The following is a 15,991-nucleotide window of genomic DNA, read 5'->3' on the forward strand; positions in this document are numbered from 1 at the left end:
CGCTTACTCATGTTGCTCTTCTTGCTCACTACCTGTGACTGCTTCCTCCGGGACCTTCCGTCCCAGTATCAGGCTGTCCAGGTCAAGGGGGGAGCTTCACTGGGGATCAGCGCGAGGGCCGCGGAAGGTGTCCCGCACGGCGGCGGCGATCGTGGCCGCCCCGCGGCCGGCGCCCCACCGAGCCGGCCCCGGTTGGGAATACGAACTGATCTTCCATAGGATCCGGCGATGATCACAAGAAAACGGCTGACGACCGGGGTGGGCATAGCGCTCGCCACCCTGGCCGCCGGGCTCGGCACCGCGATCCCCGCCGCCGCCGACGAAGCCCCCGCCACCCCCTCCCCCAAGGTCGAGCTGGTGCTCGACGTCAGCGGCTCCATGCGCACCCGTGACATCGACGGACAGTCCCGGATGGCCGCCGCCAAGCAGGCGTTCAACGATGTTCTGGACGCGGTGCCCGAGCAGGTGCAGCTCGGCATACGGACGCTCGGCGCGGACTATCCCGGCGAGGACCGCAAGGTCGGCTGCAAGGACACCCGGCAGCTCTACCCGGTCGGCCCGCTGGACCGTACGGAAGCGAAGACCGCGGTCGCCACCCTCGCCCCGACCGGCTTCACCCCGATCGGCCCGGCCCTGCTCGGCGCGGCCGACGACCTGGAGGGCGGGGACGGTTCGCGGCGGATCGTGCTCATCACGGACGGCGAGGACACCTGCGGGCCGCTCGACCCGTGCGAGGTGGCCCGGGAGATCGCAGCGCGCGGCACCCACCTGGTCGTGGACACGCTGGGTCTGGTGCCCAACGCCAAGATCCGCCAGCAGCTGACCTGTATCGCGGAGGCCACCGGCGGCACGTACACCGCCGTCCAGCACAAGGACGAACTGTCCGACCGCGTCAAGCAGTTGGTTGACCGGGCCGCCGAGCCCGTCGTCACTCCGGTGGCGACCGAGGGCGCCGGGAGCTGCTCCGCCGCCCCCAAGCTGGAGCCGGGTCTCTACACGGACCGCGAGGAGATCGGCGAACACCGCTGGTACCGCGTCGACGTGCTGCCCGGTCAGGAGCTGCGCGCCTCGGCGAGCGTGGCGGCCGACCGTGCCGTGGACGACGACTACGGGGTGCTGCTGCGCGCGGTGACCGTGCACGGACGGGAGATCGTCCGGGGTTCCGAGGCCGGAACCGGCCGCACCGACGTGATCTCGTCCGGGCTGCGCTATCCGAAGCCCGAGGCGGAGGACGGTGACGACGGCGAGCCCGCCGCCGAGACCGTCTGCCTCCAGCTCGCCCACTCCTTCTCCGCGCCCGCCTCGGTGAAGAAGTCCCCCGGCCTGCCGGTCGAACTGACGGTGGATCTGGTGGACGGCCCGGACAACGCCTCCGACGTGGCGGCCTTCGGGCTCGGCCGCGGCTGGTGGCTGCTCGGCGTGCTCGTCCTGACCGGACTGGTCGCGGGTCTGCTGACCGGCTGGATCTCGCGCTGGCGCGTCGCCGTATGGAGGACCAACTGATGCGTACGACAACTCGCCGCACCCACGGCGTGCGACGCGCGCTGACCGGAGCGCTGCTCGCCGGACTGACCCTGCTCACCTCGGCCGGCGCCGCGGTGGCGGACGACCCGTCGGCGAGCGCGAGCCCCGCCGAGGACGGGGCGGGCCCCACGGAGGCCGGGACCACGTTCCGTACGGCCACCGCGCTGAAGCAGGACCAGACGGGGACCGCGCAGGCCTCGGCGGGCGACTACCTGTACTGGGTGTTCCCGGCCGACGCCGGTCAGCGGCCCACCGTCGAGGCCACGGTGAAACTGCCCGAGAACGCGGCCCGGCGCTCCACGTCCACCTGGCAGATCGACGTGTACGACGGGCTGCGCCGCCGCCAGGCCTGCATGTACGGGCACCAGACCAGGAAGGCGGCGGCCGACGCGGCCACCGTCGAGCTGTCCTGCGTCCTGCGCCCCGTGCGGGCCTGGTCCGAGCCGTGGGCGAACGACCCGCTGCCCGGCAGCTACTACGTCCGGCTCACGGTGGTGGACCTGCCCGCCGACGAGCTCGGACTACCGGTCGGCGCCGAGGTGAAGGCGACCGTCAAGGAGCAGGGCGGGGCCCACGACGTGGACGGCGCGCTCTCCGAGCCGCTGGTGCCGGGTGTCTCGGTCGCCTCGGCGGGCGACGCGGGTGGATCGGCGGCGCCGCGTGTGCCGTCAGCCGGTGAGCCGGAGGACGGCTGGGCCTCGGGCTGGTGGACCGACCGCTGGCTGTGGACCGTGGGCGGTGGTGTGCTCGCCGCGCTGGCGGCCGTGTTCGGCTACTCGCTGACGCGGGGCCGGGGCAGGCCGGCCGGCGCGCCGCAGGGCGTCTGACGGACCCCCGGGCCGCTCCCACGGGTGGCGGCCCGCCCGGACCTCGAAGACCCTGGCCCTCGACAGGGCGGGATCTTCGAGGTCGGGGAGGCACGGCCGGTGTGGCGGCTATTTCACCGAGCCCGCCATCACGCCCTGGACGAAGTGGCGCTGGAAGGCGAAGAAGACGACCAGCGGGACCACCAGGGACAGGAACGCCCCCGGCGCGAGGACGCTGATGTTGCTTCCGAACTGCCGCATCTGGGACTGCAGCGCGACCGTGAGCGGCTGGGACTCGCTGTCCGCGAAGAGCAGCGCCACGAGCATGTCGTTCCAGACCCACAGGAACTGGAAGATGGCCAGGCTCGCGATGGCCGGACGGCCGAGCGGCAGCACGAGCCGGGAGAAGATCCGCCACTCGCTGCCGCCGTCCATCCGGGCGGCTTCCAGCATTTCGCGCGGTATTCCGGCGAAGTAGTTGCGCAGCAGGAAGATCGCGAACGGCAGGCCGTAAGCGACGTGGAAGAGGACGACGCCCGTGATCGTGCCGAACAGTCCCACCGCGCCGAAGAGTTTGGCCACCGGGAGCAGCCCGATCTGCACGGGTACGACCAGCAGCCCGACCACCACCAGGAAGATGCCGTCCCGGCCGGGGAACTCCAGCCACGCGAAGGCGTATCCGGCGAGTGCCGCGATGGCGACCACCAAGGCGGTGGTGGGCACGGAGATCAGGATGGTGTTCCCGAAGGCCGCCGCGATGCCGGAATCCTTCAGCAGGGCGCTGTAGTTGTCCAGGGACAGCTGGGACGGGTCGGTGAGCGCGGTCCACCAGCCGTCGGAGGCGTTGTCCCGCTCGGAGCGCATCGAGGACAGGAGCAGGCCCGCCAGTGGGGTGATCCAGACGAGGGCGACCAGAATCAGGACGCCCTGGACGACGGAGTTGCTCAGCAGACGCGACATCCGGTTCCTGCGGCGCGGCCCGGGCGCGGACGGGGCGGGGACGGGCCGGACGGCTGCCGCGTGCCGGGTCGGTGGGCGCTCGATGGTGCTGTGGCCGCTCATGCTCCGCTCCTTCGGAAACGCTGGATGTTGAAGAGCATCGCCGGGACGACCAGCAGGAGGAGCACCACGCTGAGCGCGCTGCCGAGCCCCTGGTCGTTGCCGCCGCCGAAGGAGACCAGCCACATGCGGGTGGCCAGCACATTCGCCTCTTCCTGGACCGGCCCCGGCGCGATGATGTAGACGAGGTCGAAGACCTTCATCACGTTGATCACCAAGGTCACGAAGACGACGGTGAGCACCGGAGCGAGCAGCGGCACGGTGATCTTGCGGAAGATCTGGCCCTCGGTGGCACCGTCCATCCGCGCGGCCTCCAGCGCGTCGCGCGGGATGGCCGCGAGGCCGGCGCCGATCAGGACCATCGCGAAGCCGGTCCACACCCACAGGTAGGCGGCGATGATGGCCGGCGTCACCAGAGCCGGGCTGAGCCAGTTCACGCCCTGGTACGGGGCCGCGAAGTTGGCTGCCGGCAGCCTGACGGTGTACTCGCCGTCGGCGAGCCCGGTGATGTGGAACGACCCGTCGTCGGCCGTGGTGGCGGTAGCGGCCACCCGGCCGTCCCGTGCGGCCTCGACCACCATGCCGGGCAGTCCCTTCTCGCCCGGGTCGACCTTGCCGGGCGTGCCGGCGCCGCCGGGGGCGAAGTCGAGGTAGACGACGCCCCCGATCCCGTCCGTGTCCGGCGCCGCGGCGGCCGCGGCCTTCGCTCCGGCGGGCATCGCGTCGGGTGCCACCCCGACGAAGCCGAGGCTGACCGAGCGGCCGGGACGGACAGTCTCCTCGGTGCTGTAGGGGCCGCCCGCCCCGCCGGTCAGACCGTGGTCCTCTCGGGCACGGGCCGTCGGATAGGCGGCAGCGTCGTGGAAGGCGTCGTGGACGCCGACGACGGCGGCATTGAGCACGCCCCGGTCCGGGTCCTGTTCGTAGGCGAGCCGGAAGATGATGCCCGCGGCGAGGAACGACACGGCCATCGGCAAGAAGAGCACCAGCTTGAACGCGGTGGCCCAGCGCACCTTCTCGGTGAGCACAGCGAGCATCAGCCCGAGTCCGGTCAGCAGGAGAGGGGCGACGACGACCCAGATGGTGCTGTTGCGGATGGCCTTGAGGGTGGCCGGGTCGTGGATGATCGCCGCGTAGTTCCCGGCTCCGACGAAGCGGTCGCCGCCGGCGTCGAAGAAGCTGCGGCCGAGGGAGAAGAGGACCGGGTATACGACCAGCGCGCCGAGCAGCAACAGGGCCGGCAGGACGAAGACGACGGCGAGGCGGCGTTTCTTTCTCTGCGCCAGACGCCGCGGGTTCGTCGCGGCGCGGGCGGTCAGGGCGTCAGCCATGGGGAGCGCCTCAGTTCCCGTAGGCCTTGACGGCCTCGGCCTCGAGCTTCGCGGCCGTGCCCTGCGGGTCCGACGGGTCGCGCAGGAAGTCCTGGAGGAGCTTCCACTCGCCCGCGCCCTTGGTGCCGCCGAACGCGGCCGGGGCCTGGTCCGACATGTCGAAGCGGATCGAATTGCCCGCCGTGATGAGCGAGTCGGCGGTGCTGCGGGTGGTGTCGTCGCTGTACGAGGCGAGGTCGACCTCGTTGTTCGGGGACAGGAAGCCGCCCGCGCCGGCCCAGACCTCGGCCGCCTCGGCGTCGGCCAGGAACTCGAGCAGCTTCATGCCGGCCTTGCTGTTCTTTCCGTCCTTGAGGACGACGGCCGCGTCACCGCCGCTGACGACCGGCGCCTTGCCGCCGTCGACCGCGGGGAACGGGAAGAACTTGGCGTCTTCTCCGAGCTTCTTGCCGAACTGGCCCGTGGCGACGCCGCCGACGAAGTCGCCCTCGTAGACCATGCCCGCCTTGGGCTCGGGGCCGAAGACCTGCGCGACCGACGAGGGGAAGTCGGTACCCAGCGCCGCCTCGGCGCCGCCGGCGACGAGCTGCTTGTCCTTGAACAGTTCCCCGAGGGTGGTCAGCGCCTTGACGACGCTGTCGTCGGTCCACTTGAGCGTGTGCTGGGCGAGCTGGTCGTACTTCTCCGGCCCGGCCTGGGAGAGGTAGATGTTCTCGAACCAGTCGGTGAGGGTCCAGCCGTCCTCGCCGGCTATGGCGAAGGCCGGGCGGCCGGAGTCGGCGAGGGTGCGGCCGGCCTTCAGCATGTCGGCGTAGCTCTTGGGCTCGCTGACGCCGGCCTGGGTGAAGGCCTCGGGGGCGTACCAGACGGTGGACTTGTGGGCGGCCTTGAAGTAGAGGCCGTAGTACGTGCCGTCGACGGTGCCGTAGTTCTTCCACACCGGGGCGAGGGTGGAGCCTGCCGTCGTGGCGGCCTGGTCGGACAAGGGCTGGAGCCAGCCCTCCTTGGCGAACTGCTGGAGCACGCCCACCTGGGGAACCATCACCACGTCCGGCGCGTTGCCGCCCTCGATCTTGCTTCCCACGAAGGTGGAGACGTTGTCGCCGGAGGGGACGAAGACCGTCCTGGCACCGGTCTTCTCGGTGAAGGCGTCCAGGACCTTCTTGAAGTTCTCCTGCTCGCTGCCGGTCCAGACGCCTGCCACGGTCACGGTCTGGCCGCTGAGTTCGCCGCCGCTCGCGGGTCCGGTGGTGCCGCCGCAGGCGGTGGCACCGAGGACGAGAGCGAGGGCCGCCGTTGCGGTGGCCGTGGTCCGTCGGGTCGTCTTGCTGGGTCGTCGCATGATGAGGTCCTTTCGAGGAAGTCCGGGGCCACGGGGTGGGCCCTGGCTTCACTTGGAGGGGTTTCGCGCGGGGTTCAGGAGGTCAGAGGCAGGGGGTCCGCTCGGCGTCGGATTCCCCGGGGCTTACGGGGCCGGGCACTCGGCCGTCCACCAGGCGGCGGTCGCCGCGGGGAGCACACCGTCGGGACAGGGTCCGCTGGCGAGCAGCGGAGTCCCGGGGACCGGGGCGGGCACCGGCTCCGTGCCGAAGTTCACGGCGCAGACCAGGCCGTCGCCGCGGGCGATCGCCAGCACGTGCGCAGGCGCGTCCAGCCAGCGCAGGGTGCCGTCGCCGAGCTGCGGCAGGGTGCGCCGCAGCTGGAGACCGTCGCGGTAGAGGTGCCAGAAGGAACGGGTGTCGGCCAGGGCACGGTCGGTGGCGTGCTCGGCGAACCACTCGGGCTGCGGCAGCCACGGCTTGGCGCCGACCGCTTCCTGGCTGAAGCCGAACGGTGAGGCGTGTCCGGACCAGGGCAGTGGCACGCGGCAGCCGTCCCGGACGTGCTTGCGGCTGCCGGTGCGGCGGAAGATCGGGTCGGTGAGGACCTCGTCGGGCAGGTCGAGGACCTCCGGGAGGCCGAGCTCCTCGCCCTGGTAGACGTAGGCGGCGCCGGGCAGGGCGAGCATCAGGAGGGCGGCGGCGCGGGCGCGGGCGGCTCCCAGCCCGCTGCCTTCCACCCCCGGCTCGCCCGCGTAGCGGGTGACCGTACGGACCTGGTCGTGGTTGTTGAGGACCCAGGTGACGGTGGAGCCGGTGCCGGCGATGTCGCGTATCGCCTCGGTGATCGTCGCGCGGAAGGCGTCGGCGTCCCAGGGCGCGCTGAGCAGGTCGAAGAAGAACGCCTGGTGCAGTTCGTCGGGGCGGACGTACTCGGCGTGCTCGCGTGCGGTCGGCACGGACACCTCGCCGACCAGCAGTCGCTCGAGGCCGTCCCGGGCGGTGTACTCCTCGCAGACCGAGCGCCAGCGGCGCCACACGTCGTGGACCTCGGGCTGGTTCCAGGCCAGCTGGTTCACGGCGTCGCGGGCCCGCTCGTCGGCTCCGGGGTCGTCCGAGTCGGGCAGCTCGGGGTGCTTGAACAGTCCGGCGGCGACGTCGATGCGGAAGCCGTCGACACCGCGGTCCAGCCAGAAGCGCAGCACCCGCTCGAAGTCGTCGCCCACGGCGGGGTCGCGCCAGTTCAGGTCGGGCTGCTCAGGCGTGAAGAGGTGGAGGTACCAGTCTCCGGGGGCGCCGCCGGGCTCGGTGATCCGGCTCCAGGCGGGACCGCCGAACATGGCGCGCCAGTTGTTGGGCGGCTCCGCCCCGGCCGGACCGCGGCCGGGCGCGAAGTGGAAGCGGGAGCGCGGCGCGCTGCCCGGCCCCGCGGCGAGTGCGTCGCGGAACCATGGGTGCTCGCTGGAGCAGTGGTTGGGGACGATGTCGAGCAGCAGCTTGAGCCCGAGTCGGCGGGCGTCGGACACCAGCCGGTCGAACTCGGCGAGGTCGCCGTAGACGGGGTCGACGCCGCAGTAGTCGGCGACGTCGTAGCCGTGGTCGTGCTGCGGCGACGGGTAGATGGGGCTGAGCCAGATGCCGTCGACGCCGAGCTTCCTGAGGTAGGGAAGCCCGGCCCGTACGCCGGCCAGGTCGCCGACGCCGTCCCCCGTGCTGTCGAGGAAGCTGCGGACGTAGACCTGGTAGATCACCGCGTCGCGCCACCAGGAGTCAGACGGGGTGGTGCTGCGGGAGGGGTGGCCGGTGTCGGCCGGAAGGGTGCTGAGCATCTCGCGTCGACCTGTTTCTACTGAATGCGAGAGCGCCCCAGATTGGTGCGCTGTTATGCATGCATGTTAAGTAAGGACGACTGGAAGGTGTCAACGATGTGTCCAGAAACAGCGAAAAGTTGGGGTAGTTTGCTCAGAAATGCCCAGGCGCACGAGAAGGGTCTCTACTTAACACGTAAGTAGAGACCCTTGGAGGACGGACGGGTGGGATCAACCCTTGCGGGAGATCGTTTCGAGCTCGCGCGCAAGCCGCGCCGCCGCCTGCTCGGGCGTCTGGCGCAGCGCCATCACGTCCTGCGCCACGGCCTGTACGGCGAGGCTCACCTGGTCGTAGCGCGGACTCTTGGGGCGTGGCACCGCCGACAGCACGCTCTTACGGAGCGTGGGCAGGTACGGATACGCGCGGATCAGCTCGGGGTCCTCGTACAGTGCGGCGCGCACCGGCGGCAGCGAGCCCTCGGTGAGCACCCGCCGCTGGACCCGTTCACTGGTGAGGTAGGAGATCAGATCGGCTGCCGACGCCGGATGCCGCGCATGGCTGCTGACGGCGAGGTTGGAGCCACCCAGCACGCTGGTGCCGGGCCCGTCGGGCCCGGGCAGCGGCAGGGCGCCGAACCTGCCCGCGACCTTCGACCCTTCCGCGCTCGCGTCGGCGTACACATAGGGCCAGTTCCGCAGGAAGAGCAGTCGGCCGTCCTGGAACGCCTGCCGGGACTCCTCCTCCTTGTAGCCGAGCGCCTCACGGGAGATCCAGCCGTCCCGCACACCGTCCGCGAGGAACCGCAGTCCGGCGCGCGCCGCGTCCGAGTCCACGCTCACCCGGGCGCCGTCGTCGCGCAGGATCGAACCGCCCGCCGAGTGCACGGCCTCGGTGACGTTGACGGTGAGCCCCTCGTACGGCAGGAACTGGCCGGCATAGCCGGCCAGTCCGTACTTCGGGGCGATCGTCCGCGCCTGGCGGACCAGCTCGGCCCAGGTGTGCGGCGGCTTCTCACCTACCCGGTCCAGGATGTCCTTGCGGTAGTAGAGCAGTCCCGCGTTCGTGACGTACGGGACCGCGTAGAGCCGGCCGTCGAAGGTCGCGGTGTCGACGACCGGCCGCAGGAGGGCGTCCAGAGGGAAGCGGTCACGCTCGAGCGGGGAGATCCATCCGGCCGCTGCGAACTCGGACGTCCAGGCGACGTCGATGTTCAGTACGTCGAACCGGTCGCGGCCCGATCGCAGTTCGCTGATCATCTGGGCCCGGGTCTCGTCGGCCGAGTCGGGCAGCTCGACGAGCGTGACGTGCTCGTCGGGGTGATCGCGGTTCCAGTCGTCGAGCAGTGGGGAGAGGTAGTCGGTCAGGTCGCCCGCCGTCACGAGCGTCATGGGGCCGCGGGCCCCGGAGGCCGCGTCCTCGTCCGCGCGGACGCCGAAACCGGCGTATCCCGCCAGCACTACCGCCGCGACCAGGAGAGCTCTACCCGCGGCATGCATCCACCGCATAGATTCCTCCCAGTGCACGATCCGGCTACGCCGCCGACCATCGTGGCCCATATATACCCGTTAGGCATGGGCGATACTAGACGTCCAGGCAGACAAGGCAGACGCCGACGCCACTCGGTCCCGTGCCGGGTGAACCGTTGACTACGGAGCGGGAAGGAGGGGGAGCGAGTGCGGCTGGCGCTCCTTGCGCTCCTCACCCGTAGCGCTGCGCACGGTTACGAGCTGAAGCAGGACCTTGAGAAGCTCCTGGGCTCCGCGTACCCTCAGCCCAACGTCGGCCAGATCTATGTCACCCTCGGCCGGCTGGAGAAGAGCGGCCTGATCGAAGGCGAGGACGTCGAGCAGTCAGGCCGGCCCAACAAGCGCACGTACAAGCTGACGGACGCCGGGCGCGAGGCCGTGCTGGCCTGGTTCGAGGACACCGCGGAGGAGCCCCGGGTACGGGACGAGTTCTTCATGAAGCTCGCGCTCGCACCGCGGTCGGGTCTGGCCGACCCTGTCGCGCTGATCAACAAGCAGCGGCGCCAGTACCTCAACACCATGCGGGACCTGTCGAAGCTGGCCGCAGCCGAGGACCGCGACAACAAGATCTCCCAACTGCTGATCGAGGGTGCCATGCTGCATCTGCAGGCCGACCTCGACTGGCTGGAACGCTGTCAGGAGGAGCTGGAATGAGCGACGACGCCACCACCGCTCCTGCCGTGCCCATCGTGCGCGCCGAGGGCCTGGCCAAGACGCACTACGGCGAGGGCGCACCGGTGCCTGCGGTGCGCGGGGTGGACCTGTCCGTCCAGCCGGGCGAGTTCGTCGCGGTCACCGGGCCGTCGGGAGCCGGCAAGTCCACGCTGTTGCATCTGATCGGCGGCCTCCAGCGGCCCGACAGCGGGAAGCTGTGGCTCGGTGGAGAGCGGGTCGACGCATACCGCGAGGCCCGCTGGGCGGTCCTCAGGCGCCGCAGCATCGGCGTTGTCTTCCAGTTCTTCAACCTGGTCTCCAACCTCACCGTTGCCGACAACGTCGAACTGCCCGCCCTGCTCGCCGGCGCCTCCCCGAAAGCCGCCCGCGACTCCCGCGCCGGACTGCTCGCCGAACTCGGCCTGGAAGGCCGCGAGCGGTCGATGCCCGGCGAGCTGTCGGGCGGCGAACAGCAGCGGGTCGCACTCGCCCGCGCGCTGGTCAACCACCCCACGCTGCTGCTCGCCGACGAGCCGGCCGGCAGCCTCGACAGCAAGGGCACCCGCGAGGTGCTGCGGCTGCTCTCCCGGTTCCACCAGCGCGGCCAGACGATCATGATGGTCACCCACGACGCCCGGATGGCCAGTGCCGCCGACCGCGTCATCAGCTTCTTCGACGGGCGCATAGCCGACGACGCGCAGCTCGGCGGCGGACACCGCGGGCCGGCCGGCGGCGTCTCCGGCGTACTCGAACTGAAGGAGTGACCGTGCGGGCCACTCTGCGCTGGGCTCAGGCCGACTTCCGCGCACACCGCGGCGAAGCTCTCTTCGTCGTGCTGGCCAGTGCCGGGGTCATCGCCTCGCTCCTGCTGGCCGGCGCGCTGTTCAGCTACGCCGCGAACCCCTGGCAGCGGGTCTTCAACCAGTCCCAGGGCGCGCACATCTGGCTGCACACCCGCGCCGGGGCGGACATGGACGCACTGTCCGGCGTGGACGGGGTCGCAGCCCTCTCGGGACCCTTCCGCACTGCGGCGACGACCTTCGAGTCGCGCGGCGCGCGGGCCGGGGTGACCCTCCGCGCGGCCAAGGCGGCGCCCCCGGAGACGGGGCGGCCACTCGTCACGGCGGGCAGCTGGCTCGCCCGGCCGGACGACGGCGCCCGGGACGGCACCGTCGTACTGGAAGGTTCGGTCGCGCGGGCACTGTGGGCCGAGCCGGGCGACACGGTGCGGGTCACCGGGCCCGACGGCGCCCCGCACGCACTGCACGTGAGCGGGATCGCCGAGGTGGCCGAGCCGGGCTACCAGCCGGGCGGCGGACCAGGCATCGGCTGGGTGCTCCCCGGCACGCTCGACGAGGTCGCCCGTGGAGACACCGGGCAGAGCGTGGGGCTGCGCTTGGAGGATCCGGGCGACACCGACTTCATCGTCCAGCGCGCGGTGACCGTACTCGGCGCCGATCGGGTGGCACAGGTCACCAAGTGGCAGCAGGCACGGGCCGAGGCGGGTGGCGACGACCGGCTCCTGGGAAAGGTGTTCGCCGTGTTCGGGCTCGGTGCGCTGCTCGCGGCGGCACTGGCCGCGTCGGGAGCGATCGGTGCCCGGGTCCGCGGCCAGCTGAGGGACATCGCCATACTCAAGGCCGTCGGCTTCACCCCCGGCCAGGTCGCCCGCGGCTTCCTCGTACAGCACCTGGCCTTCGCGCTCCTCGGCGTGACCCTCGGCACGGCGGCGATCGCACTGCTGGGCGCCCGCATACCGGGGCGGATCGGGGAGGCGGCGGCGGTGTGGCAGGACCTGCCCGGCCACACCGCGCTGATGATCGGCGTCCCCTGCGGCGCGGTGCTGCTGATCGCGGCTGCCACCGGGCTCTCGGCCTGGCGGGCCGGACGGGTGCCACCGGTGCCGGTGGCCCGGGCCGCGTTGCCCTCCGTCGCGTCGATGACCGCACTCGGCAGGCGGGCTCTCGGGATGCGGGTTCCTCCGGCCCTGGTCCTGGGGTGGCGTGCGGCGTTCCCGCGACGCGGCCGGACACTCGTACCGGTGGCCCGGCTCGCCCTGCCGCTGGTGCTCATCACGGTCGCGCTCGTCGCCTGGTCGACGCTGGACCAGTTCCGCAGCCGGCCGGCGCAGATGGGACTGCCCGCGGCCCTGACCGTACGGGCCGAGCAGCCCACCGGGCCGTCGGACTCGGAGCTGGAGAAGACCCTCTCGACGATCCCGGACATCGCCGCGGTCCATCCGGGCGCGGAGATGGCGGCGCTCGTGCCGGGGCAGACCGGCACCATCACGCTCCGCGGGCTGGGCACGGCTCATCACCCGTATCCCTCCGCGGTGGTGGAAGGGCGCGCGGTCGGCGGTCCGGACGAGGCAGTGGCCGGGCAGGGGCTGCTGGATCTCCTCGGGGTGCGGGTCGGCGACTGGGTGCGGATGACCGTCGCGGGACGGCCGCAGATCCTGCACCTCGTCGGCCGTACTATCGAACCCGAATCCGGCGGCCGGGTGATCACCACGACCATCGACGCCCTGCGGGAGCGCGATCCGCTGCTGCGGCCCGCCTTCCATGCCCTGGTGCTGCACGAGGGGGCGGACCCCCGGGCGGTGAGCGGCACGCTCGCCGTGGCGGCAGGCGGAACGCTGGAGATCCGGGAGACGCCCAATCCGGCCGACCGGCTGGAACCGGCACGCGGAGTGATCGCCGCACTGATCGCGGTGCTGGCACTGATCGGGCTGACCGAACTGCTGACGCTGATCAGCACGGGCGTACGCGACCGGGGTCGGGACCTGCTCGCCCTGAAAGCGATCGGGCTGACGCCCCGGCAGATCGGGGCGATGATCGTGACGGCGGCCGGTCTGACCGCGCTCGTATCCGCAGTGGTGGGGACGACGGTGGGTGCGCTGTCCGGCAAGTGGCTGGTGGACACTCAGGGCGCGTCGAGCGGGATCGGTGCGGGGATCGGCCAACTGCCTCCGTTGCCGGTGCTGTTGACGGTGATCGTCGGGGCGGTGCTGGGTGCGGTCGTGGCGGCGACGCTGCCGGCGACACGGGCGGCACGGCGGCGGCTGGCGGACTCGTTGGGCGAGACTCTCTGAACCCCTGGGCAGCCCTGGAGGGCAGTGAGTCCCCACCCCTGGCCTGGACGACTTCCTCGTATCCGACCAGGCGGGTGCGCGCCGAAACGTCGCGGTGACGGAGTCACAGCTGCGAACAAGGTGCCAGCCAGGGGTGGTCGGTGCGGCTCTCTTCCTCCAGCAATCCGTTCACGCCGACCGGACCGCGCTCGTTGATCTGGGCGTCATGGATGCCGACGGCCCGCTCCGGTTTGACGGCGCGCACGAAATCGATGGCCTCCCCCGTCCGCATCCAGGATGGTGGCACGTGCGGCTGCCCTCGACGCTCGCGTACTCCGCACGGTGACGACGGATTCCGGTCACGCCGGTCCGACGACCTGGCGGAGTGCCGCCCTCATAACGTTCGATGAGGTTCGAACGATTGCGCGCCACCGTGGCGCACCCCAGGGAGCGGAGTTCCTCGATGTCCACGCAGACCGGCCCGGCGCCCGACACCCGGCCTTGCGGCCATACGTTCGTCCCGGGCCCCAAGGGGCTGCCCCTTCTGGGCAATCTGCCGCAGTTCGCGAAGAACCCTCTCACCTTCTTCGAACTCCTGCGCGGGCATGGGGATCTGGTGCGCTGGCGGTTCGGCCGCAACCGGTGCGTCTTCGTCGCCGACCCCGACTGCATAGGCGAGTTGCTCACCGAGACGGAGCACACCTTCGACCAGCCGAAGCTGGGTATCGCGTTCCGGACGGTGATGGGGAACGGGATCATCGTGGCGCGGGGCCGGGACTGGCGGCGCAAACGCTCGCTGGTGCAGCCCTCGGTGCGGCCCAGGCAGGTCAGGTCGTACGCGGCCACCATGGCGGACTGCGCGGTGGAGCTGGCTGACGGCTGGTCCGACGGTGAACGGGTGGACGTCAAGCGGGAGATGGCCGCGCTGACGCAGCGGATCGCGGTGCGCACCATCTTCGGTGTGGACACCCCGGCGGACTCCGAGGCGATGGGCCGGGCGATGGACGTCGCGCAGGCGGAGATCGGCAAGGAGTTCGCCGGGATCGGCGCGCTGCTCCCCGACTGGGTGCCGACGCCGGGCCGGGCACGCATCAGAAAGGCCGCCGCCGTCATCGACGCCGAGGTGGGCCGCGTCGTCGCCCGGCACCGGGACGGCGAGGAGGAACGCCCCGATCTGCTCAGCCGGTTGCTGACCGCGGTCGACGAGAGCGGGACGCACCTCAGCGACGAGGAGATCCGCGACGAGGCGGTCACGCTCTACATCGGCGGTCACGAGACGACGAGTACGACGCTGGTGTGGGCGTGGTATCTGCTCTCCCGCAGTCCCCGGGTCCGCGACGCGCTCGCCGAGGAGCTGGACCGGGTGCTCGGCGACCGGGAGCCCGGCTTCGAGGACTACGCCCGGCTGACGTACAGCCAGGCGGTGGTGAAGGAGACGCTGCGGCTGTACCCGGCCGTCTGGCTGATCACCGGGGTCGCGAGGGAGGGGGCGACGATCGGGGGTCTGCCGGTCGAGGAGGGCACCCGGGTGTGGACGAGCCAGTGGTCGACGCACCGCGACGCGCGGTGGTTCCCCGAGCCGGAGGAGTTCCGCCCCGAGCGCTGGGACGCTACGGGCGGCGACGAGATCGGGGAGTACGCGTGGTTCCCGTTCGGCGGCGGGCCCCGGGTCTGCATCGGTACGCGCTTCGCGATGGTGGAGTCCGTCCTCCTCCTGGCCGTGCTGGCCCGCCGCTTCACCCTGGACGTCGACCCGGGCGAGATCGCGCCCGTCACGGGCCTGACGCTCCAGCCGGACCGGGACGTGCTGGCGACGGTCCGGGCGCGTTAGGGCGGAAGACGCGGGTGGCCGGACAGGCGGAAGATCAGTCGGTGCCCGGCTCCGGGGCAGGAGCCGGGCACCGTGATGCCGGTTCCGTCAGTCCTGCGGAAGCCACTTCTTCCAGACGTCCGGGTGCCGCTCGATCCAGCGCTCCGCCGCCTCCTGGGGCGTGAGCTTCTGCTGGGCGATCATCTCGGAGACCTCGTTCTGGTCCTTCTCCGACCACCGGAACTTCTTCAGGAACGCGGACGCCTCGCCCCCGCGCTCGGCGAAGTCGGCGTTGAGGAACTTCTGCAGTGGCGTCGTCGGGTACGCGCAGTCGATGTCCGCGGGGTCCTTGGCCGCGCACGCGTCCGTGTACTCCGGGAGCTTCACCTCGACCATCGGCACCTCGTTGAACAGCCACTGCGGCTGGTACCAGTAGCTGAGGAAGGGCTTCTCCTCCTTGGCGAACTGCTGGATCTGGGTGATCTGGGCGGCCTCGGATCCGGCGAAGACCACCTTGTAGTCCAGGTCCAGGTTCTTCACCAGCGCCACGTCGTTGGTGACGTAGGAGGGCGAGCCGTCCATCAGCTGGCCCTTGCCACCGCTCTCGGCGGTCCTCAGCTCCTCGGCGTACTCGTTGAGGTTCTTCCAGTCGGTGACGTCGGGGTGCTTGTCGGCCCAGTACTTCGGGACGTACCAGCCGATGTGGCCGGTGACCCCGAGGTCGCCGCCCCGGACGATCGTCTTCTTCTCGTCGACGTAGAGCTTCTCCTGGTCCGGGTGGCCCCAGTCCTCCAGGATCGCGTCGACCCGGCCCTGGCTGAGGGCGTCCCAGGCGGGGACCTCGTCGGTCTGCACGAGGTCGACGCGGTAGCCGAGCTTCTCCTTGAGGAGCTGCTCGGCCACGGCGACGTTCGCCTGGGCGCCGACCCAGGACTGGACGGAGAGCGTGACCGTCCTGACCCCGGCGGGGGCCGCGAAGGGGGAGGCCTGCTTGGTCATGTCGGCGGCGCCGCAGCCGGCCGTGGCGAGCAGGGCCCCGGCCGAGGCGAGCGCCACGAGCAGGCGGGTGCGGGAGCGGTTCAT

General features: G+C 71.3%; 13 protein-coding genes. 6 read left to right on the forward strand and 7 right to left on the reverse strand.

The features are described from left to right. Positions 1–228 precede the first annotated feature (228 nt). Positions 229–1,503, forward strand: coding sequence for a VWA domain-containing protein (locus IG90_RS0136785; protein ID WP_030594846.1), 1,275 nt, complete (start codon positions 229–231; stop codon positions 1,501–1,503). Continuing rightward, positions 1,503–2,351 carry a hypothetical protein gene (locus IG90_RS0136790; RefSeq protein WP_030594848.1) on the forward strand — a complete coding sequence of 283 codons (849 nt, stop codon included), beginning with the start codon at positions 1,503–1,505 and terminating at the stop codon, positions 2,349–2,351. The genes IG90_RS0136785 and IG90_RS0136790 overlap by 1 nt, the downstream gene beginning before the upstream one ends. Positions 2,352–2,459: 108 nt before the next feature. Here the strand turns inward: IG90_RS0136790 and IG90_RS0136795 are convergent, their stop codons facing one another. From IG90_RS0136795 to IG90_RS0136815, 5 genes are all read right to left on the reverse strand, one after another. Beyond that, positions 2,460–3,290, reverse strand: a complete 831-nt coding sequence (locus IG90_RS0136795; protein WP_030594850.1) for a carbohydrate ABC transporter permease — start codon at positions 3,288–3,290, stop codon at positions 2,460–2,462. A 98-nt stretch (positions 3,291–3,388) separates the two neighbouring features. After that, entirely contained in the window at positions 3,389–4,720 is a 1,332-nt protein-coding gene (locus IG90_RS0136800) for an ABC transporter permease (RefSeq protein WP_030594852.1), read from the reverse strand. A gap of 10 nt (positions 4,721–4,730) precedes the next feature. Continuing rightward, positions 4,731–6,062, reverse strand: coding sequence for an ABC transporter substrate-binding protein (locus IG90_RS0136805; protein ID WP_030594854.1), 1,332 nt, complete (start codon positions 6,060–6,062; stop codon positions 4,731–4,733). 123 nt (positions 6,063–6,185) lie between these two features. Continuing rightward, entirely contained in the window at positions 6,186–7,868 is a 1,683-nt protein-coding gene (locus IG90_RS0136810) for a glycoside hydrolase family 13 protein (protein ID WP_033895019.1), read from the reverse strand. A gap of 210 nt (positions 7,869–8,078) precedes the next feature. Then, entirely contained in the window at positions 8,079–9,353 is a 1,275-nt protein-coding gene (locus IG90_RS0136815; RefSeq protein WP_030594859.1) for an ABC transporter substrate-binding protein, read from the reverse strand. A 168-nt stretch (positions 9,354–9,521) separates the two neighbouring features. On the opposite strand from IG90_RS0136815, the gene IG90_RS0136820 reads away from it, so the two are divergent. The 3 genes from IG90_RS0136820 to IG90_RS0136830 are packed head-to-tail and all read left to right on the forward strand — an operon-like array spanning position 9,522 to position 13,119. Further along, on the forward strand, positions 9,522–10,028 hold the full coding sequence (locus IG90_RS0136820; protein ID WP_030594864.1) for a PadR family transcriptional regulator: 507 nt from the start codon (positions 9,522–9,524) through the stop codon (positions 10,026–10,028). Continuing rightward, on the forward strand, positions 10,025–10,792 hold the full coding sequence (locus IG90_RS0136825) for an ABC transporter ATP-binding protein (protein ID WP_030594868.1): 768 nt from the start codon (positions 10,025–10,027) through the stop codon (positions 10,790–10,792). Before IG90_RS0136820 ends, IG90_RS0136825 begins: the two co-directional genes overlap by 4 nt. 2 nt (positions 10,793–10,794) lie before the next feature. Continuing rightward, positions 10,795–13,119 (forward strand): ABC transporter permease, encoded by a 2,325-nt coding sequence (locus IG90_RS0136830; protein WP_030594871.1) that lies wholly within the window; start codon positions 10,795–10,797, stop codon positions 13,117–13,119. Between the two features lie 103 nt (positions 13,120–13,222). Here IG90_RS0136830 and IG90_RS43025 read toward each other — a convergent pair whose 3' ends face one another. Next, complete coding sequence (locus tag IG90_RS43025; protein ID WP_245170752.1) at positions 13,223–13,405, reverse strand: hypothetical protein; 183 nt, start codon at positions 13,403–13,405, stop codon at positions 13,223–13,225. A 156-nt stretch (positions 13,406–13,561) separates the two neighbouring features. On the opposite strand from IG90_RS43025, the gene IG90_RS0136840 reads away from it, so the two are divergent. Continuing rightward, a complete protein-coding gene (locus tag IG90_RS0136840; RefSeq protein WP_030594874.1) occupies positions 13,562–14,929 on the forward strand; it encodes a cytochrome P450 in 1,368 nt (455 codons plus the stop codon). 87 nt (positions 14,930–15,016) lie between these two features. On the opposite strand, the gene IG90_RS0136845 is transcribed toward IG90_RS0136840, so the two are convergent. Continuing rightward, positions 15,017–15,991: an ABC transporter substrate-binding protein gene (locus IG90_RS0136845; RefSeq protein ID WP_030594876.1), complete on the reverse strand. Its 975-nt coding sequence runs from the start codon at positions 15,989–15,991 to the stop codon at positions 15,017–15,019.

Source organism: Streptomyces anulatus (genome assembly GCF_000721175.1).
Lineage (GTDB): Bacteria > Actinomycetota > Actinomycetes > Streptomycetales > Streptomycetaceae > Streptomyces > Streptomyces anulatus_C.